The 12234-nt window shown below is 62.6% G+C and carries 9 protein-coding genes; all 9 read right to left on the bottom strand.

What is annotated here, in order from left to right:
- Window positions 1–273 precede the first annotated feature (273 nt).
- The 9 genes from J2129_RS01130 to J2129_RS01170 all read right to left on the bottom strand — a co-directional run bounded on the left by J2129_RS01130 (window position 274) and on the right by J2129_RS01170 (window position 11748).
- Complete coding sequence (locus J2129_RS01130) at window positions 274–2106, bottom strand: threonine--tRNA ligase (protein WP_209628822.1); 1833 nt, start codon at window positions 2104–2106, stop codon at window positions 274–276.
- A 53-nt stretch (window positions 2107–2159) separates the two neighbouring features.
- Entirely contained in the window at window positions 2160–2729 is a 570-nt protein-coding gene (dcd, locus tag J2129_RS01135) for a dCTP deaminase (RefSeq protein ID WP_209628824.1), read from the bottom strand.
- Window positions 2730–2757: 28 nt separating this feature from the next.
- Window positions 2758–3474 carry an RNA methyltransferase gene (locus tag J2129_RS01140; protein WP_209628826.1) on the bottom strand — a complete coding sequence of 239 codons (717 nt, stop codon included), beginning with the start codon at window positions 3472–3474 and terminating at the stop codon, window positions 2758–2760.
- Window positions 3475–3488: 14 nt separating this feature from the next.
- Window positions 3489–4178: a phosphoglycerol geranylgeranyltransferase gene (locus tag J2129_RS01145; RefSeq protein WP_209631211.1), complete on the bottom strand. Its 690-nt coding sequence runs from the start codon at window positions 4176–4178 to the stop codon at window positions 3489–3491.
- 12 nt (window positions 4179–4190) lie between these two features.
- Window positions 4191–7010, bottom strand: a complete 2820-nt coding sequence (locus J2129_RS01150; RefSeq protein WP_209628828.1) for a DNA topoisomerase I — start codon at window positions 7008–7010, stop codon at window positions 4191–4193.
- Window positions 7011–7013: 3 nt separating this feature from the next.
- The gene (gene gatB / locus J2129_RS01155) at window positions 7014–8456 is read right to left on the bottom strand and encodes an Asp-tRNA(Asn)/Glu-tRNA(Gln) amidotransferase subunit GatB (RefSeq protein WP_209628830.1); all 1443 of its coding nucleotides are present in this window, start codon (window positions 8454–8456) and stop codon (window positions 7014–7016) included.
- Entirely contained in the window at window positions 8453–9751 is a 1299-nt protein-coding gene (gene gatA, locus J2129_RS01160) for an Asp-tRNA(Asn)/Glu-tRNA(Gln) amidotransferase subunit GatA (protein WP_209628832.1), read from the bottom strand. The genes gatB and gatA overlap by 4 nt, the downstream gene beginning before the upstream one ends.
- On the bottom strand, window positions 9752–10024 hold the full coding sequence (gene gatC / locus J2129_RS01165; RefSeq protein ID WP_209628834.1) for an Asp-tRNA(Asn)/Glu-tRNA(Gln) amidotransferase subunit GatC: 273 nt from the start codon (window positions 10022–10024) through the stop codon (window positions 9752–9754).
- 701 nt (window positions 10025–10725) lie between these two features.
- Window positions 10726–11748, bottom strand: a complete 1023-nt coding sequence (locus J2129_RS01170; RefSeq protein WP_209628836.1) for an asparagine synthase-related protein — start codon at window positions 11746–11748, stop codon at window positions 10726–10728.
- Window positions 11749–12234 lie beyond the last annotated feature (486 nt).

Consider the following 12234-nt stretch of genomic DNA (forward strand, 5'->3'; position numbering starts at 1 on the left):
CCCTCTCTGTGACCTCAGTATGGACTACGTGATCCCCGTGTCGACTGAATAGGCGTTGTGCTCTGGCCTACCATCCAGTGAGGACTATACCAGAGGAAATACTATTTATAGTTTATCTCGCTCCAGGTGTGAAGACGGGCTTGTATTTCACAGGAAATTTCGAGACAGCGACGTACAGAGAGATTTCTCTTTTGTCATGACCCTGATAAACGACCCGTCTTTCTGAAAAAAAGTATGAAGGTGGGCTGATCCCTTCGCAAGGAAGAGACGCCCTCAGATGAACCGTGGTCTCTGGGAGAGTTTTTTCGGGGTATAGATCGGCCTGAACGGCTTGCCGGCACACTCTTCCTTCACCGCGGCGGTGAGTGCCTCCACGGTCATCCCCTCTTTATGCGGCTTCTTCGGCTCGGAGAGTGCCCTGACCGTGACGGTGAGGTTCCCCTCTTCCATTTCGCGGTCGCCGATGACCGCCACATAGGGAACCCACTCAGTCCCGGCGGCACGGACCTTCTTGTTCATCGACTCGTCCCGGTCGTCGACATCGGCCCTGACCCCGGCGGCGGTGAGTTGCTGACAGAGGTCTTCGGCATAGGCCACATGCCGCTCGGCCACTGGCACAAAGCGAACCTGGGTCGGGGAAAGCCAGGTCGGGAGCCGGGGCACTGTCTGGTAGGCGGTGTTTTCGAGCATGGCACAGATCACCCGCTCGATCGAACCGGTCGGGGAGCAGTGGAGGATCGGGGGGTGGACGTCTTCGTTGTCGGCGCGGTACGAGATCTCAAAGCGCTTTGCGCTCTCGACATCGATCTGGACGGTCGGGTTCTCGATAGGGCGCCCCTGCCCGTCGATCGCAGCGAGGTCGACCTTGGCGATCCAGTAGTGGACCCGCTCAGAGAGGATCTCGATGATCATCCTGACGCCTGACTCTTTCACGATCCTCTTGACCCAGTCCTCGTGCTCGTCCCAGAAGTCCTGGGTGCAGCGGAAGGCCCCGACAAGGGGAGTCTCCAGGTCGCGCCCGGTCTGCCAGCCCATCTTGAGCTGCTCCTCGAAGCACGCGAGGGCGTTGTCCATGTCCAGGCAGAGGGTGTGCATGTCCGGCATCGTGAAGGCCCGCAGCCTCTTGAGCCCGAGCACTTCGCCGCGCTGTTCGTGCCTGAACGAGTAGGTGGAGAGCTCGTACATCTTCATGGGGAGGGTGTTGGGGGAGATGTGCATGTCCCGCATGAAGGAGAACATCCCGAAACAGGCGGCAAACCTGAGCATCATGTTGCGGTTCCCGCTCTTGAAGCGGTACTGCCGCTCGCCGAACTTGGCGGCATGCTCTGAGATGGCCGGGTCGGCCAGGTCGTACATTACCGGGGTCTCGACCGGCATCCCGCCATAGTCGAGGACCAGCCCCAGCACATAGTCTCCGAGGAGGTCGCGGACGAGCCGTCCTTTCGGCATCCAGCGGAAGTGGCCGACATCTGAGGCGGGCTCATAGTCGACGAGTTCCTTGGAACGCATCAGGTCGATATGGATCGGTTCGCCGCCGGCCGGAGTAGACTTGCCGAGTTCTTTCTTGACGAGCGCACCGAAGGGCGAGTCGTCGCAGCAGGCCTCGGCGTCCAGACGCTCTCCCTCGGGAGTGAGGACGAAGAAGGTGTGGGTAACCTCTTTCTTGGCCGGTTTTCCTTCTTCGCTCTCGCCGGGCACGATGGTCCTGGAGAGTTCAGAGAGGGGGTGGCCCTTGCACGAGAGGGTGAAGGCCTTGTACCAGCCGAAGGGGGCGCGCTTCACGGTAAGCCCGGTGACCTTCAGCCTCTCCTCGATCTCCTTCATGGCCTTCTTGGCAGTCTCGGGCTTCGAGAGGTCCGCGCTCAGGTGGGCGTACGGGTAGACGAGCACCCGTTCGGTCTTGAGGTTCTCGGCGGTCTTTGTGATCTCCCCGACCGCCTGGGCGACGACATCCTCGATGTCCTCTTCATCAATTGATTCAACTGCACAGAAGGCGACGAGGGCCTCGTCAAGGGCGTCCTCAAGGACTGCGCCCTCTTCCGCGACCGGCGTCTTCTTCTGCGCCTTGTAGTCGATATGGTCAGAGTGTATTAATAGAAGCCGCATATAACTCCCCTTTTTGTCTCTGGGTCTCGGTATATATTTTTCAGTCCCACTATTTATTCCTTCAAACACCCGTTGCGCTCGTTCTCGTGATAGCGCGAGAGGGTCGCCTGGCGCTGGTCCATGTACTTGGCGTCCTTCTTGAGGTTGTAGGGTTTGTCGGCCCGCTCGGTGGTGTAGAAGACGAGTTGTCCGACCGGCATCCCGGCGTACATTTTGACGGGGCGCTGGTTTACATTGCACATCTCAAGGGTGATCGACCCCCTGAACCCGGCGTCGATCCAGCCGCCGGTCTGGTGGAGTTCGATCCCGAGGCGCGCGATGGAACTTTTGCCCTCGATGCTTGCGACCACATTGTCGGGGAGGGCGACCGCCTCAAGGGTCTCGGCAAGGATGAAGGCGCCGGGCTGCATGACGATCGAATCGGCGTGTTGTTCCTGGACCTGTGCGGTGACACTCCCCTTCTCGTAGGGGTCGATGACGTCGTCTCCAGGTTCGTACCAGACAAAATGGTCCCCGAGCCTGATGTCCAGGGAGTTGGGCTGGATGAGGGAGGGCTCATAGGGGTCGATTCCAATCTGCCCCCGTCTGATCCGGTCCTCGATCTGCCAGTCGACAAGAATCATTGCGTAAGAGGTACGCACTCTGGGAGAATTAAGGTGTTCCCTGCCTGGGCATGTCGTGGTCGATGTGCCACTCAGCCCTGCGGAGGATGCCGTGGAGGGTTGAGACCTCACGGGTGGTCAGTGCCGTCCGCCCGAAGATCCGGCGCAGCATCAGCAGGGTGTTCTGTCGTTTGAAGTCTGGGTGGTCGATGCGCGCAAGAAATGTCCCGAAGTGATCGATGAGGGCCTCGCGCTCGGTCTTGCCCGCGACCCGGTAGGTGCCGCGGGGGAGGTGGGCGAGTTCATAGCAGACGATACCCACGGCGTGGGAGAGGTTCATGATCGGGTAGATCTCAGAGGTCGGGATGGTGCAGATGAGGTCGCAGCGTGAGACCTCCTCGTTGTTCAGTCCCCAGTTTTCCCGCCCGAAGAGGATGCTCACCCGTCCGTCGACATCGCTGAGGATCTCGCGTAGTTCGTTCGGCGCATAATAGGGCATCCGCATCGAGGTGCAGACCGACTTGGAGAGTTCGCCGGTCGTGGCCACGACCAGGTCGCTCTCTGCAAAGACTTCTTCCAGGCTCTTTCTTTCGGCGTGTTCCAGGACGTCGCGGGCATGCGAGGAGCGGGCGATGGCGTCGTCTCCGATCTCGCAGGGGTCGACGAGGACGAGGCGGGTGAACCCGAAGTTCTTCATCACCCGCGCCGCAAAACCGATATTCCCTTCGTAGAGGGGTTGGACCAGAACGATCTCGACCTCTGGCATGGACCGCCCCCTGCTTACTGGACGGCCTTCACCGTCGCCTTCAGGGTGTCGGCACCCTTCTCGTAGACGGCGTTGCCGATGACGATGGTGTCGGCGTACTGCGCCATCTCCGCGGCCCGCTCGCCCGAGTTGATCCCGCCGCCATAATAGAGGACGGCGTCCTCGACCGTCTCTGAGACCGCCTGCACGACCGCCGGGTCGCCGTAGGTGCCCGAGTACTCGATGTAGACGATCGGGAAACGGAAATAGTGCTCCGCGCACCTGGCATAGGCCGCCACCTCCTCTGGAGAGAGGTCGCAGGCTGCCCTTGTCACCCGCCCGACGGCCGAGGCCGGGTTGAGGACGATATAGGCCTCAGGCACGACCCGGTCCCAGGGGATCGCCGGGTCCTTGAGGGCCCACTGCTGGTGTTTGCCGACGACCCACCTGGCGTCCGGGGTATTGAGGACGCTCGGGACAAAGAGCATATCGACCCCGTCGAAGACGGCGCCTTCGGGGTCTGCGGGCTCGACGATGAGGGGGATGCCGTAGCCCTGCACCTGCTCGCGGAGTTCGGCGAGGTTCTCGCGGGTCACGTTGAGGGTGCCTGAGAGGAGGATGGCGTCGGTCCCTGAGGTCGCCACCTCGTCGACGACCGCCTGGTCGAGGTGTTTGTCGGGATCGAGTTTGGTTACGTGTCTCCAGTGTTTCCAGTCCATATGCATGCGGTTCACGTCTTACTTCTTTGTTTTGCGTTCTCTCGATATAGATGCCACGTAGTCTCTGATCTTCTCGAGGGCGATCCCTGACTTTTTGGCGACCTCTTCCGGGTCGGCGGCGGCGAGGGCGGCGGCGTCGGTGACCCCGGCAAGGTAGAGTTTCTCGATCGTCGCCTCGCCGATGCCCGGCACCTGGAGGAGTTCTTTCTTCCCGTTTTCAAGTTTTTTCTGGGTGATCTTCTCAGGGGGTGCCTGGCCGACCGCGTCGCAGGCGGCCCGGGCATGCTTCCAGACGGTCTCCACCCGCACCCCGCTGACCGCGCTGATATAGGCCGGGTGGAAAGTGGCGAAGTCCTCCGGGCCGGTGATCCCGGCGGCGACGTATTTCTTGACGCTGACCGCCGGAAGACCGGCCTCTTTCAGCCGTCGCGTGCTCCTGACCGCCCGTGCCGTGCTGAGGAGGTGGTCAGTCTCCTCGTCGGAGAGTCCGGCCTTCTTCAGGAGGGCGGGGTCGGCCGATCCGAGGGCATGGATGTCGTCGATGCCGGCCTCGATCAACTGCCTGGTGATCTTTGCATGGCTCCGCCGGCGGCGCGGCGGGACTTCGGCACGGATGAACTTCTTCATCTCTGAACGTCGGCGGAGGAGGTCGAGGACGTCGTTTGCCTCGGCGACCAGGGTCTCTGCGGTGTCGGTCCTGATCCCGAGCCGTCCTGCCAGGTCGTCTGCGGCCATCCTGGCGATCTCGGGCACGGTGTAAATGTGCTGGGCCTGGAGGCCGGCAAGGAGGTCGGGGGTCATTGAGGGCATCAGGCGCAGCGTCTTTTCGTTGGACTCGATATGGGAGCAGAGCGGGCACCCGATGTCCCAGGGGCGTGCGCCTTTTCGGATCAGCCTGACATGGCTGAGGCCGTGTTGGTCGCAGACCTTCTCGACTCTGATGGCCTTGCCCCACATGACGCCTGGGAGGCTGATGTTGAAGGTGCACTCGGGGTAGCCCGAACACCCGATGAACTGCGAGGCTCCATGGGCCTGGCGGAGCTGGAGGTCTCTGCCGCAGACCGGACATGGGCCGATGGTCCGCTCTGCAACGGTGCGGCCGATGATCTCTTCACCGATCTGCTCTTCGTGCGCTTCGAGATCGTCGAAGACCGAACTGAGCATCTTCCTGGACTCGTTGACCACATCTTCCCGGCTCTTTTTGCGCTCCTTGATCAGCTGCATGTGCGTCTCGAGCGTCCTGGTCATGTCGGGCCTGGTGATGGTGTCGGCATGGGCCTCCAGCGACTCGATCACCGCCTTGCCCACGAGGGTGGGGCGCAATGGCCCGTCCTGGACGTAGCGGCGGGAGATGAGTTTCTGGATCACCTCGTGGCGGGTACTCTTGGTGCCGAGCCCGAGTTCCTCCATGCTCTGGATGAGCCGGCTCTGGGTGTAGCGTGGGGGAGGCTGGGTCTCTTTCTCTTCGAGGTCGATCGAGAGGATGGGAAGACGTTCGCCGACCGTGCAGGCCGGGATGAACCGTTCGGTCGCCTTGCTGTATGGGTAGACCCGCCGCCATCCTTCCTCTTTCAGCCGTCCGCCGGTGACGGTGTAGGGTTCGCCGCTGGCGTCGAAGTTCACCTTCGTGGTGGTCCATTCGGCGTCCGGAGAGAGGGTGGCAAGGAACCGTCGTACCACGAGCTCATAGAGTTTCCACCGTTCTTCTCCGAGTTGATCTCTTGTCGCCGCGCCGGTCGGGTGGATAGGTGGGTGGTCGGTGCTCGACTTCTTGCCCCTCGTCGGGATCGGGCGCCGGTGCTGCTTTACCCATCTTGTCTCATTGGCGAAGGGCGTTTTGGCGAGCATCCCGAGCACCTCGTCGAGATCGAGGGTCTTGGGGTAGACGGTGTTGTCGGTCCTCGGGTACGAGATGAACCCGTTCATGTACAGGTCCTCGGCGGTCCGCATCGCCTTTGATGCGGAGATCCCGATCCTGCCGGCGGCGACCAGGAGGGCGGTCGTGTCGAAGGGCGTCGGGGCCCGGTCGTGTTTGACCCCCTCTTTCACCTCGGTGACGGTGAGCGGTTCTTTTGTCTGTTCTTTTGCCCTGAACGCCTCGGTGCGGTCGGTGAACCGCCCGGTGGTGTGACGGAGTTCGAGGGGGGTGGCGTCCTTCTCGGTCTGGAGGGTGAGCATCCAGTAGGGCTCAGGGACAAAGGCGTCGATCTCTCGTTCGCGGTCGACGATCATCGCGAGCGTCGGGCTCTGGACCCGGCCGACCGAGAGGATATTGGCCCCTCCTCGCCTGGCGGCGATGGAGATGAACCTGGTGAGGGAGGCCCCCCAGACCAGGTCGATGATCTGGCGCGACTCGCCGGCCGCGGCCAGGGCGAAGTCGAGTTCGGTTGGGGCGGCAAAGGCCCGCCTGATCTCCTGCGGGGTGATGGCCGAGAACCTGGCCCTGAAGATCGGCACTTTCGGGTTGACCGCCTGCACCAGTTCCAGGGCTTCCTTGCCGATCAGTTCTCCCTCGGTATCGAAGTCGGTGGCGATGATGACCTGGTCGGCCTTCTTCGCCAGTTTCTGGAGGAGGGCGACGATCTTCTTCTCGGTCGGGCGTTTGACGGTGCCGGCGTCGATGAGGCTCCTTGGGGGGCGCTCTTTCGAACGCCAGTTCGCATACCCTGGTTCAAAGTCGACCTCGACGACGTGCCCTTTCAGCCCGACGACGGTGGTGTTGCCAAAGGAGTAGGTGTCCACTCCTCCCTGTTTCTTGGTGGTGACCTTCTGGTCTTCTGCCAGGATGGCCGCGACCCGCCGCGCCGAGATGTTCTTCTCTGCGACAATGAGGCGCACGGCCTACTTCCCCTCCTCGGTGGAGATGCGGGCCGCGATCATCGGCGTGATCTCTCTGGGGTCGGCCTTGCCCCTGGTCTTTTTCATCACCTGCCCGAGCAGGAAGTTGAGGGCGGTGGTCTTTCCGGCCTGGTAGTCAGCGACCGCCTGTTCGTTCTCGGCGATCACTTCGTCGACGACGGCGGCGAAGGCTGAGGCGTCGCCTTTGCCCAGGTTCTGTTCCCTGACATACTCAGAGGGCATCTTCGGGCTCCGTGCTTCGAGGACGGCGTCGAGGAGTTTTCTGAGGACGTCGACGGCGACCCGGTCGGTGACTTCTTCTGCGCCAGCGAGGTTGACGAGGTCGGCGAAGTGGTCGAGGGGCACCTTCGTGACCGACATGTCCCGGTAATTCAGTTCGCCAAGCAGGGTGTCGGCGGTCCAGGTGGCGGCGAGCACCGGGTCGGCCTTTGCGGCCAGCCCTTCGTAGAACTCGGCAAGACGGAGGTCGCCGGTGAGGGTCTTTGCGTGGTTGAGGGAGAGGGCGTACTGGTGCATGAACCGGTCGCGCCTGGCGTCAGGGAGTTCAGGGAGAGAGATCTCTGCGACCCAGTCCCGCACCCGCAGCGGGCGGAGGTCGGGTTCAGGGAAGTAGCGGTAGTCGGTCTCGGTCTCCTTGGTCCTGGCCGAGGTGGTGATCCCGCGGCCTTCATGGAAGTGGCGGGTCTCGCGCTCGACGCGGGCGCCGCGGCGGATGAGGCTCTTCTGTCTGGTGATCTCGAAGGTGAGCGCCTTCTCTACGCCCTTGTACGAGGTGATGTTCTTGACCTCGACCCGCTCAGAGCCTTTGATGGAAATGTTGGCGTCCACACGCAGGGCACCTTCGCGCTCGCCGTCGAAGACGCCGAGGTACTCCAGGGTGGCCCTGAGTTTGGTGAGGAACCGGCGCGCTTCCTTCGGCGACCTGAGGTCAGGTTCGGTGACGATCTCGATGAGCGGGATCCCGCTCCGGTTGTAGTCGACCAGGGTGTACCTCGCACGCCCTGCCCCGCCCATGTGCACGAGTTTGCCAGGGTCCTCTTCGAGGTGGATCCTGGTGATCCGCACTTTCTTCTCCTTGCCTGCGTCGTCCTCCATCTCGAGGATGCCCCGCTCGGCGAGGGGGCGGTCGTACATTGTGATCTGGTAGCCCTTCGGGAGGTCGGGGTAGAAGTAGTTCTTCCTGGCAAACTCCGACTCTTCGAGGACTTCGAGGTTGAGGGCCTTGGCGACCCTGAGGGCATACTCGATGGCCTTTTTGTTGACCATCGGCATTGCCCCTGGCAGCCCGAGGCAGACCGGGCAGACGTGGGTGTTCGGGCCGTCCTCTTTGTAGTCGGTCGAGCACCCGCAGAAGAGTTTGGTCTGCGTGTTCAACTGGCAGTGGATCTCGAGCCCGATGATGACGTCGGTGTGCTGCGTGCTCATGCCTGCACCTCCTCGAAGGCGGCGGCGGCATCGATGATCCGCTCCTCCTCGAAGTGTGGTCCGATGAGTTGCAGCCCGACCGGAAGGCCGTCGACGGTGCCGCAGGGGACCGAGATCGCCGGTACGCCGGCGAGGTTGGCCGGGACGGTGAGGATGTCGGCGAGATACATCGAGAGAGGGTCACTCTTCTCGCCGAGTTTGAAGGCGGTCGTCGGCATGGTCGGGCCGGCGACGACGTCGACGTCGGCGAAGAGGCGGGCGAAGTCGTCTCTTACGTTCTTCCTGGCTGCCTGGGCCTTGCCGTAGTATTTGCCGTAGTATCCGGCAGAGAGGGCGAAGGTTCCGAGCATGATCCGGCGGCGGACCTCGGCGCCGAAGCCTTCTTTGCGGTGGTCCTGGTAGGCGTCGTGCCAGGAGCGGATGGTATCCACACCAGGGCCGTACCTGACGCCGTCGAAGCGGGCCAGGTTCGAGGAGGCCTCGCAGGTGCAGGTGACGTAGTACGCGGCAAGGGCATGTTGCATGCTCGGCATCGTGCACTCGACGACCTCGGCGCCGAGTTCGGTGAACCTCTCGATGGCCGCTCGCACCTGTGCGGCGACGGCCGGGTCGACGCCTTTGCCGAAGAACTCGGCCGGCACGCCGATCCGCAGCTCCTTCACCTCAGTGGTGGGGGTGTGGTCGTACGGGCGGTCGAGGGAGGTGGCGTCGCGGGGGTCGTGGCCGGCGATGGCCGAGAAGAGTCGTGAAACGTCTCCGACGGTCCGCCCCATCGGTCCGACGCCTTCAAGCGAGTTGGCATAGGCGATGAGCCCGTACCTGGAGGTCCGGCCGTAGGTGGGTTTGAGCCCGACGATCCCACAGAAGGCGGCCGGGCACCGGATCGACCCGCCGGTGTCGGTGCCGAGGGCCATGTCGACGAGGCCGCCGGCGATGGCCGCGGCGCTCCCGCCCGACGACCCGCCAGGCACCCTGCTCTCGTCGACCGGGTTGGTGGTCGGACCATAGGCGCTCGACTCGGTCGTGGTCCCCATCCCGAACTCGTCCATGTTGGTCTTGCCGACGATGGCGGCCCCGGCCTCCTTGAGGAGGGTGACGACGTGGGCGTCGTACGGGGGGATGTAGCCCTTGAGGATCGCCGAACCGCAGGTGGTCTGTGTCCCGGCGGTGGAGATGTTGTCTTTGACGGCGACCCTGACCCCGGCAAGGGGTCCGTCGTCCTGGTGGTCTGCCTTCTGACAGACGGTGACGAAGGCGTTCCAGCGGTCTTCGGCGTCGAAGGTGACGACTCCCATTTAGAGCACCACCCGTGGGGCCTTGATGTACCCGTCTTCCGACTCCCCGGCGCTCTTCAGGGCGTCGTCGAGGGGGAGAGAGGCGACGACCTCGTCCTCCCTGAAGACGTTGGTCGTCCCTGCCTCAGGTCTTTCACCGACCTCCACCTGGTCGAGGAGGTCGAAATATTCCAGGATCGCGTTGAACTGTCCGGTAAACTCGGAGAGTTCTTCTTTCGAGATCCCGATATCTGCGAGTATTGCGATATGTGCTACCTCTGTTTCAGAAACCATGCATGTCCCTACCCATGTCAGATAAGTACCCTTGTACCGACTTTTTATAACCATTATGATACGGCCAGCAGCCGGATTTATTTTTTGTACTGGGGAAAACAAATACGTTCAAGCCGATATTTCCCTTTTACTCTGAAGGTTGAATCTCACATGGTAATAAAAGTGCCCGCTATGCGAATGGTAGGTGCGGTGCCGCATGCACTCATGGAAATGAATGGATTTGATGAGTTTGTTTGAATCTCTGGGACTGATTTATCTTCGGAGGAGGGACTGTCATCTGGTCGCCCCCGCGCAAGGGAGACCTGAGACCGGCACCTGGCCTTGTCGCTCCTGTCTTCATCATTGTGTCGTGGGGGTGAATCTCTCCAGGCGTGAGGGAACGAACGACTGAGATCCTGATGGGGGCATCTCGTGATACGACTGTGTAGAAACCCTCTGGACAACCATCTCTCCGGGGGGCTTGCTGCGCCACGATAGGTCGAGGACGGTAGCGTCCCTCTCATTGGTCGTTGATTTTGTCTTCCCGACCCCATCGTGGTCCCCGGGGTGCGGGCGGCACTCGCCCCCGGCGCGAGAGATGGGGGAAGGCAATTGAGTTACGGTCACACCAAGAGTTTCTGAGGGTTTCTACAGGGCCGTTTTGGGATATCTCCACAACCTGGATATCGAGTCCGCAGGGCCTCTTGGAAACCCTGTTCTGTTCAGCGTTCCTCTCCACCCAGCATTTTCAGGTAGTCACCGACCCGGCGGTGGCCGTTGCGGCGGGCAAGTTTCTGGATCGTCTTCCAGATCCCGCTGCCGTACTGCATCGCCTTCTTCTCTGCCATGGCGAATTCTCTAGGGATATGCTCTGCCGCGATCGTTCTCAGGGGCAACTTGCGCACCTCTCCCTTGATGAGGGAGGAGACAGGGAGGGCGCGGGCCGCCGCCACCACGCGCAGGTCGAGGTACGGGGGCGAGAATGCAGTACCATAAGAGGAGGCCACCGCCCGGTCCCTGGCCACCTGGCGGGGGAGGTCGAGGCGGTCGTGTTCGAGTGCGGCGGCGAGGTCAGGGCTTTCAAGGTAGCGGGCATACCCGCCGAAGAGTTCGTCGGCGCCCTGGCCGGTGAGCACCCGGGGGTACCCCTGGTCCCGCGCCCACCTCGCGACGAAGACCTCGGTCGCGGCGATGGAGGCGTCGACCGGGTTTGGGGCACCGAGGAGACCGACGGCCTCGCGGAGTGCCTCCTCGACCTCGGGCATGGTGACGGTCACGGCCTCGCACTCGATCCCGCAGGCACTGGCAAGCTCGAGGGCCAGGCGGTGGTCGTGAGAGTCTTCAAGCCCGACGACGACGGCCGGTCTCTCTGCAAGGGCGGCGACGAGTGCGGAGTCCACCCCGCCGGAGAGGGCGACGGCGGTCCTGTCGGTCGCCCTGAGTTCGACGGCGGTGAGGATCGCAGCCTCAAGGTTGCCGGGGGGGTGGACCTGATCGACGGTACCGACGACCTCGCCGCCGCAGGTGAGCGTGCCGGCCGGTGCGGGGCCGTCCCTGATCCCGAAGTGGTCCCGCGCCGCCCACTCCCCGTACCTCAGGAAAAACTCCCCGCCAAAGCAGGTGGGTGCGAAGGGGTCGGCTCCGACGGCCGCCCGCACCTCATCTTCAGAGAGGCGGTGCCCGTCCCTCTCCACCCACCCGTCGAGGGAAAACCCGTTCCTGCCATCCGCTCCTCTGCGACTCATTGCCGCTACGGTTGGGCGCCGGCCGATAAGATACCCGCGGATGGGGACGGAGGTATGGAAGAGAGAATAAGACCTGGGTGCTCGTGATCGGGGGAGTGCCCCAGGAGTAGAACCGAACCGCGCTGTAGAAATCCTCTGGATATCTCTCTGTCGGGGGGCGTGCCGCCCCCCGAACCCCCCGCGACATGATGGGTCAAGGACGGCACTCGCCCCCTGAAGAGGTGGGAAGGTAGATGACACACATCCCTCCACACAAAGGGAGAGGGTTCCCATGAAAATGATCCTGACGATGAACCCGGGAGGTCTGTATGATGATCTCTCCTCTCCGGGATACTCCATACCTGATATACGAACTACAGAAACGCTCTCAGAATGATCGGCCCCCCTCACGGAGAGAGGAGAGCCGGGGGCGGCACTGAGGCGGCGGGCACGGATCCACAATCCACACACCCTGGAGACCCACGATCATGTTCATCCCATATGCGG

This window comes from Methanofollis sp. W23, from assembly GCF_017875325.1.
Lineage (GTDB): Archaea > Halobacteriota > Methanomicrobia > Methanomicrobiales > Methanofollaceae > Methanofollis.